Raw genomic sequence first — 17,648 nt, forward strand, 5'->3', positions numbered from 1 at the left:
CATGTCGGAAGAGGTCCTGCAACAGGCAGCCCCGGGCTTGATCCCGGGGTCGGGCACAGCGCGCGCCGCAAAGCCGACGCGCCTGTCGCCGTCCTTCATCTCCTGGCTCCAGGCCGGGCCGATGATGCTGGTGTTTCTCGCGTTCTTCCTCATTCCGCTCGTCTTCGTCGTCATCGTCTCGTTCTGGGACTACAACGAATACCAGCTGCTGCCGGCTTTCTCCGGCCGCGGCTACACCGACACGTTCGAAGGCTGCATCGCGCAGCTCCCTGAGCTCTGCACCATCGCCAAGACCTATCTGAAGACGCTGAAGCTCTGCTTCCTGGTCTGGGCCATCACCCTCTTCGTCGGCTTCTGGGTCGCCTACTTCCTCGCCTTCCACGTCAAGTCCAAGACCTGGCAGATGGGCTTGTCGCTGCTCTGCACGATCCCGTTCTGGACCTCCAACGTGATCCGCATGATCGCCTGGATCCCGCTGCTCGGCCGCAACGGCCTCGTGAACACCGGCCTGATGAAGACGGGCCTGATAAACCATCCCGTGGAATGGCTGCTGTTCTCCGAATTCTCCGTGGTGCTGGCACTGGTGCACCTCTTCACCTTCTTCATGGTGGTGCCGATCTTCAACTCGATGGTGCGCATCGACAAGTCGCTGATCGAGGCCGCCTATGATGCCGGCGCCAGCGGTTTCCAGACCCTCGTCAACGTCATCATTCCGCTGGCCAAGCCTGGCATCGTGATCGGCTCGATCTTCGTCATCACCATCGTGATGGGCGACTTCATCACCATCGGCGTGATGGGCGGCCAGCAGATCGCCGCCGCCGGCAAGATCATCGAGACGCGGGTCAACGCGCTGCAATTCCCCGCCGCCGCGGCCAATGCCGTGATCCTCCTCGCAATCACCTTCCTGATCATCACCATGATGTCGCGCATCGTAGACATCAAGAAGGAGCTCTAGAGCATGAAGGAAGGACGCCCGCGCTCGTTCTACGTGCTCGCGATCTTCTTCGCGGCCTATGTGCTGTTTCTCTATGGGCCGATGATCGCGATCTACGTGCTGTCGTTCCAGGGGCCGCAGGGCGGCCTCACCTTCCCTATGAACGGCGTATCGACCTTCTGGATCGCAAAATTGTTCCAGGGCACCGGCATCGTCGATCTCGGTGCCGCCTTCCGCCGCTCGCTGCTGCTCGGCATCGTCGTGATGATCGTCACCGTCGTGCTGTCGGTCGCCGCCGGCATGGCGTTCCGGCGCAAGTTCAAGGCGCAGAGCATCCTGTTCTACTCGGCGATCGCCAGCCTCATCGTGCCCTCGATCATCACCTCGCTCGGCATCTCGCTCGAGTTCCGCATCATCGACGACCTGATCAAGGCGCATTGGAACGAGAATTTCGAGACCTCGATGGGCCTGCTGACGTCCGGGCTCGGCGCGCACCTGACCTGGACGCTGCCGTTCGGGCTGCTCATCATGTTCGCGATCTTCAACCGCTTCGATCCGCGGCTGGAAGAGGCCGCGCGCGATCTCGGCGCGACACCGTGGCAGACCTTTCGTCATGTCGTGCTGCCGATCATCCTGCCCTCGGTGATCGGCATCGGCCTGTTCGGCTTCACGCTGTCCTGGGACGAGCTCGCACGCTCCAGCCAGGCGATCGGCGCCGTGAACACGTTGCCGCTGGATCTTCAAGGCCTCACCACCACCGTGACCAACCCCGACATCTACGCGCTCGGCACCGTGATCTCGGCGGTCTCGTTCACGGTCATCACGCTTGCGCTCGGCACCATTCACGTGCTCAACAAGCGGCAGGCGGCCAAGGGCTCGGACGCCGGCAAGGGACTCGTGTGAGATAAGGACTCGTCTGTTCTGATGCGGCTTCACGTCGTCAATCCCAACACAACCGCGTCGATGACGGCGAAGATCGCCGCTGCCGCGCGCAGCGTTGCCCTCGCGGGCACCGTGATCGATGCGCGTCAGCCGGCGATGGGCCCGGTCTCGATCGAGGGGTTTTACGACGAAGCTTTCGCGGTGCCCGGCATGCTCGGCTGCATCCGCGAGGCCGATCGCGACGGCGCGGACGCACACATCATCGCCTGCTTCGACGACACCGGCCTGGATGCCGCGCGTGCCGCCGCCAAGGCGCCGGTGATCGGCATCGGCGAGGCCGGCTTCCACCTCGCGAGCCTGATCGCGGCGCGCTTTGCCGTGGTGACCACGCTCGGCGTCTCCATCGTGCCGCTCGAGCACAATCTGCGGAAGTACGGCCTGGCCGAACGCTGCGCCCGCGTCCGTGCCGCCGAGGTCCCGGTGCTGGCGCTGGAAGAGCGCAACATTGATGCGCTCGGCAAGATCTCAGCGGAGATCACCGCCGCCGTCCGTGACGACCGGGCAGAAGCGATCGTGCTCGGCTGCGCCGGCATGGCCGATCTCGCAGGCGAGCTCGCCGCCGCGCACGGCCTGCCCGTGATCGACGGCGTCGCGGCCGCGGTGACGCTGGCGGAATCACTGGTGCGACTTGGACTGAAGACCTCCCGGCTCGGGCCCTATGCGGCACCGCGCGCAAAGAGCTATTCCGGGCCGTTCTCGCAATTTCAGCCTTGATCCCTGCCCGCTGCGCGGCGCTCCCGGGCTGCAAGAGCCGCTGATCACTGGTTTTTTGCCGCTCAGCCTCTTTTTGGTCCCATTCCTTGCCGAAACGTAAGGCTTTCGGGACGCCCCGGTGACCCCTCTGGGTTGCCGGTCTTCGCCACTCACCAAGTTTCAATTTGGGTTTTGTCAGCGATGATCGATCTCGCCCAGGACAGGCCGTCCAACACCCTCCTTCGCCTTGGCGCCCAGCCGATCGCGCTGACTGCTGCAGCCCTCCTGCTGCTGATCGCGGGCGTGACGTCGATCGCAATCTGGCGGGCCTATACCGGTGCCGCCCCCGAGAGCGACCGGGTGGTGGCCTCGCGGCAGCTTCAGGCCCGCACCGCCCAGGCCTCCGAGCAGCTGGTCGAGAAGACCAAGGGGCTGGAGGCGACCCAGCAGGAATCGATCGACCAGCTCCAGGTGGTGCAGGACCAGCTTCAGACGATGAAGCGGCTGCTGGCGGCGCAACAGGCCGACACCAAGCGCCTGTCGGAGCAGGTTACGGCCTTGAACGAATCCATCGACGGCTTGCGGCAGTCCTTTGCCAGTGCACGGGCGACCGAGGTCGAGACTCCATCGGTTACCCGCAGGAAACCAGCGCGGCGCGTCCACGCCAGCGCCCGCAAGCGCTCGGGCGGCTGAGCCGGGCACGGTGCGGGAACTTTATTTTCGCCACTTGTGAACTGGATCACATTCGCCGGTATGATTCCGCGCGATGCTCGCCGTTACCGGATGGCGTGAGCCGATTTCAATATCCGGGGCTGGCAAGGTCGTTGACGGTATACTGCGTCAACGACCTTGTTTTTTAACAGCTATTTCGCCTCACTCGCAGACGTCGACTTGGCGGTAGCGCCATCCCGACGGGGTCATGACGCGCTTGCGCACGACGTAGCAGCCGCCATAACCGTCGTTGTAGCCGACGCCATAATAGGTGGGGCCGCCGTAATAGGGGTAGCCGTAGCCGTAATAACCGCCGTAGTAGCCGGCGCCGGCGAGACCTACCCCGATCCCGACCCCTGGCCAGAAGCCGCCGCCATGCCAATGACGGTGCCCCCAGCCATGGAAGCCGCCACCATGGAAACCACCGCCGTGAAAACCTCCACCACGTCCGAAACCGCCGCCCGCCTCGGCCTTTTGGGGCGCCGACAGCCCGACCGCCGCCACGGCCAGCGCCGTCATCATCATCCTGCGTAACATCACTCGATCCTCCGCGTGGAGGTTGCTCCACGCTTCAAAGCAGGACCAAGCTACCGTCAGTCGGTCATTCGTGACAGCCACACTGTCTCACTTCCGCGCGAGCATCGGCAGCCCGCGGCAGATGCGAGCTGCCGCCGGCCGCTATGCCGCCGCTGCCGGCCGTTCGGTCCGATCCTCAACCATGGTTACGAACATGTGGGACTCCTCACCGGCGCCCCCAACCTGGATGCGGCGGGCGCAGATGACGCGGCGCCCGCGGACGGGATTGTCGATGGTATCGATGATCGGCTCGAGCTGCTGCCGCTGTGCGAGCAACTGCTGGTCGCGCCGCTCGATCAATTCGGCAGCCTCCACGGAGAACAATTCCCGCGCCGTCTTGCCGATGATCTCGCCGCGCGACATGCCGATCATCTTCTCGGCGGCCTTGTTGACGAAGACGTAGCGCAGATTGCGCGCGTCCTTGGCGATGATGCCCTCGGCCACGTTCTCGATGATAGTGGCGAGAAAGCGCTCCATCCGTTCGAGAATGCGTTCGCGGTGGCGCTGTTCCGTGACGTCCTCCTGCACCGACACCCAGCCGCCGCCGTCCATCGGGCGCTCGTAGATCTTGATGATGCGGCCGTCGTTCAGCGCGATCTCGTACGACGTCGGCTGGCGTTTGGCGATGCGGTCGAGCACCGCCGCGACGTATTTCGTGACGTCGCCGCTGAACAATCCGCTCTCGACCCTGTGCTGGAGGATCTCCTCGAGACTCGACCCGGTCTGGATCGTCTCAGGCAGATTGTAGATCCTGCGGTAATTGGCGTTCATCGCGACCACATTGGCCTTGCCGTCGAGCATGATCAGCCCCTGCGGCATGTTGTTGATCGCTGCCGAAAGCTGCCACTTCTTGGCCTGGTACTTGTCGTTGAACTTGTCGCGCTCGGTCATCGCCGCGTCGCGCGCCTGCGCAGTGCCGAGCTCGAGCTCCTCGAGCTCGAAGATGCGCGCCACCGCGTCACGGAAATTCTGCACCGCGCGCGCAAGGCGCCCGATCTCGTCGTGACGGCGCAGATGCGGCACCTCGCTCTTGACGTCGCCCTGCGCGATCCGGTCGGTCGCCTGCGTGATATCGGCGAGCGCGCCGATCACCGAGTTCCGCATGACGACGACGTTCAACGCCGCGAGCATCAGCGCCACGAGCCCCAGCGCGAACAGATAGGCGGCTGCGTAGCGGTGGCTGTCGGCGAGTTCGTCCGCCTCGCGGGCGCGCTGTTCGTAGATGCGCTCGAGCGCTTCGAGATCGCTGTTGAGCTTGCTGCGCAGGGTGCGATTGGCGTCGTTGTCGCCCCACTCGCGGGCCGCGGCCGGGCTGATCCCGACGCCGCGGCGCACCAGCTCCTGGCGGAAGTCGATGAATTGCTGGATGCGCTGGCGGAAGGAAGAGAACAGCTCGGCGTCGTCGTCGCCCACCGTGCGCTCCATGCTCTTCACGGCCTCGGCGAGCTCGCGGTTGCGCCGCACCAGCCCGTCCGCGAACTGCTTCATCGCGGCACGATCGGCGGACATGTAGATGCCGCGCGATTCCATCACGACGGCGTAGATCAGGGCGTTGATGCGCCCGACGCCGACCGCCGCGTCGGCGGAGGTGGCATGCAGGTGGCGATACGTCGTCTGCAGGCGCACTGACTGGACCGACATCACCAGCAGGAAAGTGGTGACGATCGCGAGAAAGGCGGCGATGCTGTAGACCTTCTCCGCGACCGTCAGCGTGTCGGCGCCGCGCACGAAACGGACCAATTTCTTCAAGAATTTGGTTCCGGCACTGAAGCCGGATTCCAGCGCCGCAGCTCCCATGGCGCTGCTCCTCCTGGTTGAAAACGCTGGATGATAAGCGTGATCGCGCTAGCAGAGGATTAAAGCGCCAACCTGTATTTTTACGGTATGGAGCCGTGGCACGGCTGAGGCGAAGCGCGGCCGGGCGGGCCGGTCAGCCGATCCGTTTCAGGCCCTGCTTGAAGCGCGGACCGTTGGCTACGTAGAACCGGGCCGCGCTCCCCATCTTCTGCACCTGGGCGTCGTCGAGCGTGCGAATCACGCGGGCCGGCGAGCCGATGATCAGCGAGCGCTCGGGGAACTCCTTGCCCTCGGTGATGACGGAGCCCGCGCCGACGATGCTGTTGCGGCCGATCTTTGCCCCGTTCATCACGATCGAGCCCATGCCGATCAGCGCGCCCTCCTCGATGGTGCAGCCGTGCAGGATGACGTTGTGGCCGACCGTGCAATTCCTGCTGATGACAAGCGGAAAGCCGAGATCGGTGTGGCAGGTCGAGCCGTCCTGCACATTGGCGCCCTCGCCGACCTCGATCCACTCATTGTCGCCGCGCAGCACCGCGCCGAACCAGACGCTCGCGCCCGGCTTCAAGCGCACCCGGCCGATCACGGTCGCGGTCTCGGCGATGAAATAATTGCCGTCGGCGGGAAGGTCGGGCGCCTGCCCGTCGAGCTCGTAGATGGCCATTGGCTGTCTCCTGTCGCGTTGACGATTGGCATAGCCAAACGGCAGCCGCGACGCAAAGGGCCGGCCGCGCTCGAGGCACTTCGGATCAGACCAGAAGGCCGGCGGCGCGCAGCGTCATCAGGAAAAAGGTGCCGCTCATCATGCTCCAAAAGGCAGCGATGACGGTCGCCATCATCACGAATTCCATGCGGCGGCTTTCCACCCGCACGCCGCGCAGCGTGTTGCGCATGATGATGAAGGGCGCGGCGAACACCAGGAAGGGAACTGCCGCGAAGGTTTTCGGGGCCACGCCGTCCTGCAGCAGGCCGAAGCCGGCGGGCCGCTGCGCCAGCGCCTGGTATCCGTTCACGAGCGCGCCCGCGAGCGCGAAACCGATGCCGATCGAGAAGAAGGTGTTGAGAGCTTCAGGTGTCATCGGAAGTGCTCCGCCCTTACACAACGCGCGTGCCTTCCTGTGACAAACAGAGCCCGTTAACGCTACATTATCCTTAAGGAAAGGTTAACGCGGCCGGCAGTCCCATGCAGGGGCCGTCCCGATCCAAGCGGCCGGGAACGCTGCGCGAAAGCGCCGTCGCATGGCATATTCGCCGCTGATTCGTCGGCCATCGGCCGACCTCCGGTCGACCTCGCACAATTCATGGCATTGTTCTCGGCAGCTCCCCTCAGGTCCCCCCGCACGCGCACCCGGGCGCATGTCGTGCCGATCGTGCTCGGCGGCGCGGCGGCGGTCGCAGCTGTCGCGCTCGTCGCCTATCTGCTGTGGCCGACCTGGGGCAGCCGGGGCGCGAACGCGCCGGACAAGCTGCCGGTGAGCGTCGGCGGCACGTTGTTCAACCTGCCGGTGACCGCGATCCGGATGAAGATCCAGCGGCACTCGGGGCCGCAGGAGCGCATCGATCTCGACTTCCTCTATCCCTCGCTGGAGCCGCCCGGCGCGCCCAAGCACGTCACCTCCGACACGGCGGAGGCGGCGCTGCAGTCGATCGACCGCATCTTCCTGTCGATCGCCGCCCATCACGATGCGCTCTCGCCCGAGCAGCGCACGGCCACGATCTATCCGCGCTATCTCGACCCGGCCGCGGCAAGCCCAGCGGACGGCCTGACGATGCGCATGTTCCGCACCGACACGCCCTACGGCAGCGAGGACCTCTATTCGGCTGCGAGCCCCGCGCTCACCGCGCGCTGCACGCGCGATGCCGCCACCCCCGGCATGTGCCTCTCCGAGCGCCGCGTCGGCGGCGCCGACCTCACCTTCCGCTTTCCACGCAGCTGGCTGTCGCAGTGGCGCGAAGTGGCGGAGGCGATGGAGAGGCTGACCGCGCAGCTGCGCGGGCCGCGTGGCTAAGGGCGGTCGGCTTACTGTAGGCTGGAGCCTCCAAACCAAAAAATCGAAAACAACCCCATGCACAGTAGCCAAGCGTTGGCAGCATCGAGTCTTTTCGTTTTTTTCGAATAACGATTGACCCATCGGGCCAAAACAGGGCATGATGGCCGTGATGCGTGGCACGGGGTTGCCCGGATGGCGCATGGATGTGTGACTGATATCACTGAGCATAGATTGCGATTGGCCATGCTGCGAATAATCTGACGCTATTGCATTCGGGGGCTGGAATGCGGCTTCGGCTGTTTGTTTTGTTGATGTTTGCGATCTGCGTGGGAGCGGGCCCGGCGCTGGCTGAGAAGCGCGTCGCGCTGGTGATGGGCAACTCGGCCTACAAGAACGTGGCGCGGCTGGCGAACCCCGCGAACGATGCCACCCTGGTCGGCGGCATGTTCAGGAAGGCCGGGTTCGATACCGTCGACATCAAGCTCGACCTCAACGGTTCGGAGATGCGCCGGGCGCTGCGTGACTTCGGCGGCAAGGCGCGGGATGCTGGGGTCGCGGTGGTTTATTACGCCGGTCATGGCATTGAACTGGACGGCGTCAACTATCTGATCCCGACAGACGCGACGCTGGAGACCGACAGCGACGTGCTGGACGAAACGATCGCGCTGGACCGCGCGCTGTTCGCGGTCGAACCTGCAAAGCAGCTGCGCCTGATCATCCTCGATGCATGTCGCGACAACCCGTTTGCCAAGACGATGAAGCGTACCATCGCCTCGCGTGCCATCGGCCGCGGCCTCGCAAAGGTCGAGCCAACCAGCCCGAATACGATGATCGCGTTCGCCGCGAAAGCGGGCTCGACGGCGTCCGACGGCGACTCCAAGAACAGCCCGTTCGCGGCGGCTCTCGTCGAACGTCTGCCGACGCCCGGGCTCGATCTGCGCAAGGCGTTCGGCTTCGTGCGCGACGACGTGCTCAAGAATACCGGCTACAAGCAGGAGCCGTTTGTGTACGGCTCGCTCGGCGGCGACGACGTGGCCCTAGTTCCGGCCAAGCCGGTCGCGACCGGACCGCAGGCGAACCCGGACAGCGAAATCCGGCGCGACTACGAACTGGCGCTCCAGCTCGGCACGCGCGACGTTTGGACCGCATTCCTCAATCGTTATCCCAGCGGCTTCTATACCGATCTCGCCAAGGCTCAACTCAACCGGATTTCTGCCGAAGACGCCCGCGCTGCAGCGGCCGAGAAGGCGCGGGCGGCCGAGGAGGAGAAGGCAAAGCTTGCCGCCGAACGGGCCAAGAAGGCCGAGCAGGAGAAAGCCGCAGCAGCGGCCAAGGCTGCCGAAGATGCTCGGATCGCCGCGGAGAAGGCCAAACGGATCGAAGAGGCCAAGGCGGCGGCCGCCGAGCAGCGCAGGAAAGATGCAGAAGCAGCTGCCAAGGCACTGGCCGACAAGCAGGCTGCCGAGAAGGCGCTGGCCGAAAAGATCGCCAGCGAAAAGGCAGCGGCTGAGCTAGCCGCCAAAGAGAAGGCTCAGCGTGACGCTGAGCAGAAGGTCGCGGCCGTGGCCCCTGCTCAATCGGCGCCCTCGCTCTCGCCGCTGGAAACCGCCAAGCTGGTTCAGTCGGAGCTCCGTCGCGTCGGTTGTCTGGCCGTCGCCGCCGACGGCGACTGGAATGCGTCATCACAGCGCTCACTGACGCTGTTCAACCAATATGCGGGAACGAAGCTCGACCCCAAGCTCGCGAGCTTCGAGGCGCTCGACATGATCAAGTCCAAGCCGGGCCGGGTCTGCCCGCTGGTGTGCAATCGGGGCTTCAAGGCGGACGGCGATACCTGCGTCAAGATCGCGTGCCGCGCCGGCTATCGCGTCAACGACGACAATGAATGCGAGAAGGTGCAGGACAAGAAGCCGGTCGCGACCCGCGAGGATGCCACGAACCGAGACGCCGAACGGAAGCAAGTTGAATCCAGGCCTGCGAAGCCTCAGACGAGTGGGCAGATAGTTTGCGGCGTGGGAATTGGTGGTTGCCGCCCTGTTCGCCCCGGCTGTCGGCTTGAACAAAAGAATTCAAGCAACGTCGAGGTCTGCAATTGAGCACGTAAAGGCCGTCAGGGTGTTGCCCAAGCAATGCTGGCGCCGCTGTGCTGGGCTCGCAATGACGGCGTGGAGAAATTGCACCGCGATCTTCGCTGCGTGCCCCGGAGGCAGCGCAGCGTCTCTTCGACGGTGCGCTGCTGAGCCAGGGCCCATGTCCGAGATGCGCTGCGTGGCTATCTGGGTCCCGGCTCTGCACTGCAACGCCACAGCGTGTCGAAGACGCGCGTGAACGCGCTTATGGAGCGTTGCAGTGCGTCCGGGACACGGAGAACGCCGCGCGCGAGCGAAGACTCCGCTTCGCTCGCGACCAACTACTCCTGATCGACCAGGTCGTCCTCGAGGATCGCCATCTGGAATTGGAACGAGCGATCGTCGTCCTCGTCGTCGACGAAGAGCACGCCGATGAATTCCTCGCCGATATAGACCTCGGCGGAATCGTCCTTCTTCGGCCGCGGCACGACGCGGATCTTGGGATTGCCGAATACGCGCTTCAGATACGCATCTAACTTTCTGACTTCTTTGACGTCCACGGCAAGTCTCCGATCGAAAATGGTCGGCGGGTTTTAGGACGAGATGCGGCGAACCGCCAGCAAGAATTGTCAAAGAATTTAGCGAAGAAAAGGGCCGGAAAATCCGGCCCTTCGCAGCATCAAGGGCCCGCTCAGAGCCCCATCGCGTTGATCATCTGATCCATGGTGCGCGACGGCTCGGCGCAGCCGGCCTCGCCGACGATCTTGGCCGGAACGCCCGCAACCGTGACGTTGTGCGGCACGGGCTTGACCACGACTGAGCCGGCGGCGATGCGCGCGCAATGGCCGATCTCGATATTGCCGAGAATTTTTGCGCCGGCACCGATCAGCACACCGTGGCGGATCTTGGGGTGACGATCCTCGTTCTCCTTGCCGGTACCGCCGAGCGTGACGCCGTGCAGGATCGAGACGTCGTCCTCGATCACAGCCGTCTCGCCGCAGACGAAGCCGGTGGCGTGGTCGAGGAAGATGCCGCGGCCGATGCGCGCGGCGGGATTGATGTCGGTCTGGAACACCGCCGAGGATCGGCTCTGAAGGTAATAGGCGAAATCCTTGCGGCCCCTCAGATAGAGCCAGTGCGCGAGGCGATGGGTCTGGATGGCATGAAAGCCCTTGAAGTAGAGCAAGGGATCGATGAAGCGCGAGGTCGCGGGATCGCGGTCGTAAACGGCAACGAGGTCGGCGCGGAAGGCGTTGCCGAGATCGGGGTCGTCGCGCAGCGCCTCGATATAGGCCTGGCGCACGAGGTCGCCCGACAGCGCGGAATGATCGAGCCGGTCGGCGACGCGGTGGACCACCGAATCCTCCAGCCGGCCGTGATGCAGCACCGCCGAATAGATGAAGGTCGCAAGCTCCGGCTCGCGGCGGACGATGTCCTCCGCTTCGCTGCGGATCCGGTCCCAGATCGGATCGAGCGATGCGAGCTTTCCTCCCGGATTGACCTGATGCACTGCCATGGGATCTGCTCTTTCGAATTGGCTGATTTTGTTGGCTCTATAGCACAGTCTAGGCGACAAAGTCCTGACGGGCTTGCCTGAGAGTGAACAGTGCCCTGCCTCGGAGATCAAGCCAAACCATTGATAAACAAGACTTTCTTCTGACGCCCCGAGCGGCAAGGTCGGCTCAAGGTGGTCAGAGTTTCGCCAAATTCAAGCCGGGCGGCGTCAAACTATTGGTGAATTCGCCTCCAACCGTTATTGCGGGCATGATCCGAGCGGGGGCAGAGCCGATTTGACCATCACCACCGATCAACTGCGCGCGCGCGCCGCGGGCTCTTTTTGGCTGCGGCTGGCCGCAATGGCCCTGCCCCTCCTGATGATCGCGCCGGCGGTCTGGAACGGCTATCCGCTGTTGCAATGGGATACCGGCGGCTATCTCGCGCGCTGGTACGAGGGCTATCTCGTCCCCAGCCGCTCCACGGTGTTCGGCCTCTATTTGCACTATGGCGAGGGTTTCGGCTTCTGGATCAACCTCGCCGCCCAGTCGCTGGCGACGCTATGGCTGCTACAGCTCACTCTTCGCGTGTTGAGTTTGATGCAGACCTTCCGCTTCGTCGCAATCAGCCTCTCCCTGATGCTGTCGACCGCGCTGCCCTGGCTTGCGAGCATGCTGCTCACCGACATCTTTGCCGGGCTCGCGGTGCTGTCGCTGTTCCTCCTGGTGGTCGGCGCAAACCGCACCTCGGCGATCGAGAAGATCTCGCTGTTTGTCTTCACCGCCTTTGCCGCGGCGACCCACAGCGCCACGCTCGGCGTGCTGCTCGGACTGTGCGCCGCGGGCTGGATGGCGCGGCCGTTTCTGGGCGCGCGCCTGCCGCTGGCCGGACTACTGCAGGCGAGCCTCACCATCGTCGCGGGCGGCTTGATGCTGGTGTCGGCGAATTATGCGCTGTCCGGCAAGCTGGCCTGGACGCCCGGCGGCTACGGCGTCGCCTTCGGCCGCATGATGCAGGACGGCATCGTTGCGCAATATCTCAATGACCGTTGCCCACGCGAACATTACAAGCTTTGTCCCTACCGCAACGAGCTGCCGGCGAGCGCCGACGAATTCCTGTGGGGCAAGAGCGTGTTCAACACGCTCGGCCGTTTCGCAGGCATGAATGAGGAGATGGGCACCATCGTCGTGCAGTCACTGAAGGATTATCCGGCCTGGCAGGCAGGCGCGGCGCTCCGCGCGATGGGACAGCAATTGCTGCACGTGGCGACCGGCGAAGGCACCAACGGCTGGATCCCGCACACCCGCGGCATCATCGAGCGCTACATCCCCGCGCAGGCCGCAGCCATGCGCGCGGCGCGGCAGCAGAACTGGGGCGTCAATTTCGATGTCGTGAACTGGCTGCATGTCCCCGTCGCGCTGGCCTCGATGCTGGCGCTGCTCGCGCTGCTCGGCCATGCGCTGGCAAGGCGCCGGCTGGACGATCTGACGCTGCTGGCTGGGACGGTGACGCTGGCGCTGCTCGGCAACGCCTTCATCTGCGGCGTGATCTCAGGGCCCCACGACCGCTACGGCGCGCGCATGGTGTGGGTCGCGACGTTCGTGGTGCTGATGGCCGTGGGGCGGCGGCTGGGCGAGGACGGCAAGCAGGATGAGATCGGGGTGAAGCCTCATCGCTCCCAATCTCCTGAGGGAGTGGACGATGTGTACACATTTGCACAGTTTAATGCGGCAGCCGTCTCGGTCAGGTAGGCTGTTCGCATGGACCGAGAATTCCGCCGCCTCGAACATGCCGCCCGCGAGCAAGCGGCACTGTCGGCTGACGGGCGCACCAAGGCTGCGCTGCTAGAGATCGCCGAAGAATACCGTTTGCGCGCCGACTACCTCGAAGCTCAAAAGCGCAGCCCTGCTGATTAAGTTGCAATATCGCTTGCTTGGCACTCTGACGGCATTGACTGCCAAGCCGTTGAGGAACAGTGTGTTCCATCACCGCCCGGTCCGTGGCTTCAATCGGTGACAGAGAGACCGGTTGTGCTCCCGCCCTACTCCAACAGGGAGCAGCGTCATGCCCATTCTACGGCTGATTGCGAATGTCGATCTCACCCGCGAACAGGAACATGTTCTTGAACTCGCCTTCAACCATGCCTTGCGCAAGCTCGACCTGGTGGATCGAAGCGATCCGATCTGTGATCTTCTCGCCAAGAGGATGATCGACATTCACATGCGCGGCGTGACTGACGCTGTCGCTCTGGCCGAAATCACCGTCCGGGAAATCAGAGCACCGAAAACAATAGGGCCCGAGATCGGTGACGCCGTTGAGCGACGGCGCCTGGCACTGTCGCCATAGTTTCACATCGCCTTGGCGAGCGCGAACAGCCGGAAATCCTCAAGCGCCGCGTGCCGGTGGGGCGCCACTTCGCGCCTGTAAGTCTCGGTGTCGACGATCGAGCGGAAGGTGGCAAAGTCACCGTACTCATTAAGCGCCGCTTCGTCCCAGCGTTCGCTTGGCGAGCCGACGAGGCTCGCGAGGATCGGCCCGGAAAACATCGGCGCGATCGGCTTGCCGGCCGCAAGGCGCCGGAATGCCGGCCTGTAGCGTTCATGAAAGGCTTCGCGGCCCGAGCAGGGCGCGGCGTCAAAGCCGTCCTCGTAACGCGCCTGCGCGCGGTAGCGCAGCAGATTGAGCATATAAACCGGCTGGCCGGATGGAATCGCCCGCTCGGCGGCGTCGAGGGCTTGCAGCGTAATTTCGATAGGGTTCATCGGACGTCCCGCGTTTCCAGCGCCGCAGAATGCGTGCTGATACTCCCCGATTAGCCGTTCTCGAATGGGTCTTGTAGTGACCGTCTGGCCATGGCTATGTGGACTTCATGTCCACAACGACTTTGCCTCCCGACCTTTCGCGCCTCCTCGCCTTCGTCCGCGTCGTCGAGGCAGGCTCCTTCGCCGAAGCCGCGCGGCGGGCGGGGACGACCACATCGGCGATGTCCAAGGCGGTCGCCCGCTTCGAACAGGCTCACGGATTGCGACTTTTGCATCGCTCCACCCATTCGTTGGCGCTGACCGCAGAGGGCGACCGGCTGATGTCGGCGGGACGCGCGTTGGCCGAAAGCCTCGCTCGTGTCCAATCCGCGCTCGGCGAAGTCGCGCGCGACGATGGCGGACGGGTGCGCGTGACTGCCCCCGCCTCGTTCGCGCGCGCCTGCATCCTGCCACGGCTGCCCGCGTTCCTGCGGGAACGGCCGGAAATCGAGATCGAGATCAAATTCCGCAACGAGATTCTCGATCTCGCGGCGGAAGGCGTCGACATCGCGATCCGCACAGGGCCGCTCGATCGCGCGCCCGGTCATCAGGCGCGGCGGCTTTGCACCTTCTCCTGGATCGCTTGCGCCTCGCCTGCCTATCTGAAAGCGCGCGGCGCGCCGGCCACTCCCTTCGAGCTTTCCGCGCACGAGCACGTCGGCTTCCGCAATCCCGCGAGCGGTCAGATCCTGACATGGCGCTTCGCCGATCCGCGCGGCAAAGGACCCATTCGCGTCACGCCCAAGCCCAAGCACATTTGCGACGACGCGCACGCTTCGCTGGCTCTGATCGCGAATGGGTTTGGGATCGGCTGGGGGCCAGCGTGGCTCGTTGGCGAAGACCTTCGCGCCGGCCGGCTGGTCGAGGTGCTTGCGCCCTGGCGCGTGTCCGGAGAGCCGCTATGGATGGTGCGCACCTCGGGCCGCCGCCCGCCCCTGCGCACGCAGCGCGTCATGTCGTTCCTCAACACGCTTCCCGCCGCCTTCAGCGACAAGGCGGTGTGAAGCGGCGCGCGTCACCGACATTTGGTCGCCAAGCGCACGAGCTCAATCCCCGTATCGTCTCAAAGAGATTTCAAAGACGGATCCATCCGGCCCCGATCTGGCGAGCCGCAGAGATCCTCCATGGCTTTCCACAATGGTTCGACTGATCGCCAGACCTAGTCCGAGGCCGGAGCGCTTTGTCGTGAAGAATGCCTCGAAGATGAGGTCATTATCGCCGGCCGCAATGCCCACACCGGTATCGGCCACCGAAAGCAATACGGTCGAACCGCTGACGCGGGTCGTCAATCGCAGCAAGCGAGCGTCGGATGCAACCGAGCTCATCGCATCAATCGCATTCCGAATGAGGTTCAGAATGACTTGCTGCAGCTGGATCTGATCGGCATAGACCGGCACGTGATCGTCCTGGAAATCGGTCACGACAGATACCGCACTGTTCAGAAGATCCGGCTCTGAAAGAGCGAGAGATCGACGGGCAATGTCTCCCAACTCGGCCGCTCCGCGGCTCCCGGTGGTCATCTTGAACAGGGAGCGCGTGCCAGCAATGACGTCATCCACCCGGAGGCTGTCGGCTTCGATGTCGCTAAGGATGGCCTCGATCTCCTCAAGCCGCGGCGATGGTGTTCGAAGTTGCGTGAGGGCGGCACTTGCGTTGAGCGTGATCGCGCCGAGCGGACCGCGCACTTCATGGGCGATCGCAGCCGTTGCTGCATCCACGCTCATCAGGCGGTTGGCGCGCTCGCGACGCAACAGCGAGAACGCGTTCGCGATACGGGAATACAGCACTGTCATTTCGGTCAGAAGCACGCAGAGAAGCATGAAGCTTGCGATGAGTGCGAAGCCACGGCCCGCATACCACCCCAGGGAAAATCGTACCGAGCTGGCGAGCGCAGCCACCAGAAAATTCGGCAACCATGCCATCAGGACCACAATGAGCCAGATGTCGAGCATCGTGCGTCCTCGCGCCACGAGGACTGCAAGAGCAATGCAGTACCAGAGCAGCAAGCCGACATTGGCCTGATTTCCCAGGTTGGTTTGCCTGATGATGCCGTCTTCATAGAACGCAGGCAGGCTTCCGACATACGCGCTGACGAACCACGTGGTCACGCTGACCGCGATGAACACGGCAACAACGGTCAGCATCATTGCTGTCGCAGCCGTTCCCACGGATGGATTCGTCGGCTCGCGACGCTCCTTCATGAGAGCATAGACGAGGATGCCGAGCGGGAACGTTGCGTGCCAGAGCACGAAGAGCCAGGCCGGTGTGTTCGGTCCGTCTCCGAACAGACCCTGAGGCCCGTACGCGCCCGGGAACGTAAGCGTCTGCAAGAACGCATATGATGCACTGCACAGATACGCGCTCGCCACGGCAAGGAGGGCACGTTGTGGCAGGACGCGATATTGGGCTAACAACAGAATGGCCGTGATGAGATCCGCGACGGCCAGAACTGTTTGAAGGACAGGAACGAAGTTGTCGATCCGCGGCAGTGGCGTTGCCGCGAATGGCGCGACAATGATTGCGACCGTTGCCAGAACGGCGACGACATAGACAGCCAATCGACGCTGTTCGTGGGAAGCCGGGGTTATCGCAATCGCGACAGGGAAGTCCCGGTCGGATTCACGGTCGATCCCGGCACCTGTGCCCCCAGCTGGCATTGCCCCTCCAGTTCCACCGGGCAAGACGAAGCTAAGCCTATAGCCTGTCGATCCTAGGGATTTTCACGGACGCAGGCGAGCCTACGAAAGTCGATCTGGAGGCGTCACCATCATTCATTCGCCGAAGGAGTGGATGGCCTGTCGTGATGGGACTTTCAGGACAGCTGAACACCGACCTCATCGTCTGCGACCTGATCGCCTCAGCCGCGGCGTGAGAGGAAATCCAGAACGCCTGATTTGTAGACCTTGTCGCCGACGGCGCGCATGTGGTCGCGGTTGGGAATGTCGAGCACTTCCGCGCCGGGGATGATGGCGCCGAGCGCGCTGGCGCTTCCTGCGACGTCGTCGGTCGAGCCGACTGCGATCAGCACGGGCACCTCGATGCGCGCGGCCTCTTGCCTCGTCATGAGATCGCGCGTGCCGCGCAGGCACGCGGCGAGCGCGCGGCGGTCGGAGCGGGTCTGATCGGCAAAGGCTCGGAAGGTGCGGCCGACGGGATCGGTGACGTCGTCGAGCGCGGGCGCCTCCAGCGCTTTGGCGACGTTCTCGCCGGGGCCGCTGCCCTCGATCAGGCCGCCGATGCCGATGCCGCCGAGGATCGCCGAGCGCAGGCGCTGCGGCTCGTTGAGGGAGAGCCAGGCCGTCATCCGCCCGCCCATCGAATAGCCCATGATGTCGGCCTGCGGGATGGCGAGGTGATCCATCAGTGCGAGCACGTCGCCGGCCATTACGGGTATAGAATATTGCGCGGGCTCGTAGAGCTTTGCGCTCTCGCCATGGCCGCGATTGTCGAGCGCGATGACGCGGCGTCCGTTCTTGCGCAGCTCCGACACCCAGGTCGGATAGACCCAGTTCACGTTCTTGCTGGAGGCAAAGCCGTGCACCAGGATGATCGGATCGCCCTCGCCTTCGTCGAGATAGGCAATTTCAACGGCGCCGTTGTGAAAGCTCGGCATCAGCAGTTCCGTGAGGTGTTGAGGGGA

General features: G+C 64.1%; 19 protein-coding genes. 10 read left to right on the forward strand and 9 right to left on the reverse strand.

What is annotated here, in order from left to right:
- The first annotated feature begins 1 nt into the window (after position 1).
- The 4 genes from N2605_RS21600 to N2605_RS21615 all read left to right on the forward strand — a co-directional run bounded on the left by N2605_RS21600 (position 2) and on the right by N2605_RS21615 (position 3,262).
- Positions 2-955: an ABC transporter permease gene (locus N2605_RS21600; RefSeq protein WP_036015279.1), complete on the forward strand. Its 954-nt coding sequence runs from the start codon at positions 2-4 to the stop codon at positions 953-955.
- A 3-nt stretch (positions 956-958) separates the two neighbouring features.
- Positions 959-1,837 carry an ABC transporter permease gene (locus N2605_RS21605; RefSeq protein ID WP_025037151.1) on the forward strand — a complete coding sequence of 293 codons (879 nt, stop codon included), beginning with the start codon at positions 959-961 and terminating at the stop codon, positions 1,835-1,837.
- A 21-nt stretch (positions 1,838-1,858) separates the two neighbouring features.
- Complete coding sequence (locus N2605_RS21610; RefSeq protein ID WP_225114714.1) at positions 1,859-2,590, forward strand: aspartate/glutamate racemase family protein; 732 nt, start codon at positions 1,859-1,861, stop codon at positions 2,588-2,590.
- 180 nt (positions 2,591-2,770) lie between these two features.
- Complete coding sequence (locus N2605_RS21615; protein ID WP_057029563.1) at positions 2,771-3,262, forward strand: hypothetical protein; 492 nt, start codon at positions 2,771-2,773, stop codon at positions 3,260-3,262.
- Between the two features lie 180 nt (positions 3,263-3,442).
- Here N2605_RS21615 and N2605_RS21620 read toward each other — a convergent pair whose 3' ends face one another.
- From N2605_RS21620 to N2605_RS21635, 4 genes are all read right to left on the reverse strand, one after another.
- Positions 3,443-3,817: a hypothetical protein gene (locus N2605_RS21620; protein WP_036044002.1), complete on the reverse strand. Its 375-nt coding sequence runs from the start codon at positions 3,815-3,817 to the stop codon at positions 3,443-3,445.
- 141 nt (positions 3,818-3,958) lie between these two features.
- The gene (locus N2605_RS21625) at positions 3,959-5,653 is read right to left on the reverse strand and encodes a PAS-domain containing protein (protein WP_260342941.1); all 1,695 of its coding nucleotides are present in this window, start codon (positions 5,651-5,653) and stop codon (positions 3,959-3,961) included.
- Between the two features lie 133 nt (positions 5,654-5,786).
- The gene (locus N2605_RS21630) at positions 5,787-6,317 is read right to left on the reverse strand and encodes a gamma carbonic anhydrase family protein (RefSeq protein WP_225124829.1); all 531 of its coding nucleotides are present in this window, start codon (positions 6,315-6,317) and stop codon (positions 5,787-5,789) included.
- 85 nt (positions 6,318-6,402) lie between these two features.
- On the reverse strand, positions 6,403-6,732 hold the full coding sequence (locus tag N2605_RS21635; RefSeq protein ID WP_036015295.1) for a DUF6949 family protein: 330 nt from the start codon (positions 6,730-6,732) through the stop codon (positions 6,403-6,405).
- 222 nt (positions 6,733-6,954) lie between these two features.
- Here N2605_RS21635 and N2605_RS21640 point away from each other — a divergent pair, with 222 nt between their 5' ends.
- The gene (locus N2605_RS21640; protein ID WP_225147517.1) at positions 6,955-7,662 is read left to right on the forward strand and encodes a hypothetical protein; all 708 of its coding nucleotides are present in this window, start codon (positions 6,955-6,957) and stop codon (positions 7,660-7,662) included.
- 266 nt (positions 7,663-7,928) lie between these two features.
- Complete coding sequence (locus tag N2605_RS21645) at positions 7,929-9,740, forward strand: caspase family protein (protein ID WP_260342944.1); 1,812 nt, start codon at positions 7,929-7,931, stop codon at positions 9,738-9,740.
- A 314-nt stretch (positions 9,741-10,054) separates the two neighbouring features.
- Here N2605_RS21645 and N2605_RS21650 read toward each other — a convergent pair whose 3' ends face one another.
- Together N2605_RS21650 and cysE are read right to left on the reverse strand one after the other, a co-directional pair.
- The gene (locus N2605_RS21650; RefSeq protein ID WP_007602550.1) at positions 10,055-10,273 is read right to left on the reverse strand and encodes a DUF3126 family protein; all 219 of its coding nucleotides are present in this window, start codon (positions 10,271-10,273) and stop codon (positions 10,055-10,057) included.
- A 131-nt stretch (positions 10,274-10,404) separates the two neighbouring features.
- Complete coding sequence (cysE, locus tag N2605_RS21655; protein WP_036015299.1) at positions 10,405-11,229, reverse strand: serine O-acetyltransferase; 825 nt, start codon at positions 11,227-11,229, stop codon at positions 10,405-10,407.
- Positions 11,230-11,503: 274 nt separating this feature from the next.
- Here cysE and N2605_RS21660 point away from each other — a divergent pair, with 274 nt between their 5' ends.
- From N2605_RS21660 to N2605_RS21670, 3 genes are all read left to right on the forward strand, one after another.
- A complete protein-coding gene (locus N2605_RS21660) occupies positions 11,504-12,958 on the forward strand; it encodes a hypothetical protein (RefSeq protein WP_260343028.1) in 1,455 nt (484 codons plus the stop codon).
- 9 nt (positions 12,959-12,967) lie between these two features.
- Positions 12,968-13,123 (forward strand): hypothetical protein, encoded by a 156-nt coding sequence (locus N2605_RS21665; RefSeq protein WP_156447197.1) that lies wholly within the window; start codon positions 12,968-12,970, stop codon positions 13,121-13,123.
- A 148-nt stretch (positions 13,124-13,271) separates the two neighbouring features.
- Positions 13,272-13,553 (forward strand): hypothetical protein, encoded by a 282-nt coding sequence (locus N2605_RS21670; protein WP_260343032.1) that lies wholly within the window; start codon positions 13,272-13,274, stop codon positions 13,551-13,553.
- Positions 13,554-13,555: 2 nt separating this feature from the next.
- Here the strand turns inward: N2605_RS21670 and N2605_RS21675 are convergent, their stop codons facing one another.
- Positions 13,556-13,969, reverse strand: coding sequence for a hypothetical protein (locus tag N2605_RS21675; RefSeq protein ID WP_057029559.1), 414 nt, complete (start codon positions 13,967-13,969; stop codon positions 13,556-13,558).
- 107 nt (positions 13,970-14,076) lie between these two features.
- Here N2605_RS21675 and N2605_RS21680 point away from each other — a divergent pair, with 107 nt between their 5' ends.
- Positions 14,077-15,012 carry a LysR family transcriptional regulator gene (locus tag N2605_RS21680; RefSeq protein ID WP_260343034.1) on the forward strand — a complete coding sequence of 312 codons (936 nt, stop codon included), beginning with the start codon at positions 14,077-14,079 and terminating at the stop codon, positions 15,010-15,012.
- 42 nt (positions 15,013-15,054) lie between these two features.
- On the opposite strand, the gene N2605_RS21685 is transcribed toward N2605_RS21680, so the two are convergent.
- Positions 15,055-16,566 carry an MASE4 domain-containing protein gene (locus N2605_RS21685; protein WP_260343037.1) on the reverse strand — a complete coding sequence of 504 codons (1,512 nt, stop codon included), beginning with the start codon at positions 16,564-16,566 and terminating at the stop codon, positions 15,055-15,057.
- A 299-nt stretch (positions 16,567-16,865) separates the two neighbouring features.
- A complete protein-coding gene (locus N2605_RS21690; protein WP_260343038.1) occupies positions 16,866-17,621 on the reverse strand; it encodes an alpha/beta fold hydrolase in 756 nt (251 codons plus the stop codon).
- Between the last annotated feature and the right edge of the window lie 27 nt (positions 17,622-17,648).

It is taken from the genome of Bradyrhizobium yuanmingense (assembly GCF_025200905.1).
In the GTDB taxonomy this organism is placed as follows: domain Bacteria; phylum Pseudomonadota; class Alphaproteobacteria; order Rhizobiales; family Xanthobacteraceae; genus Bradyrhizobium; species Bradyrhizobium yuanmingense.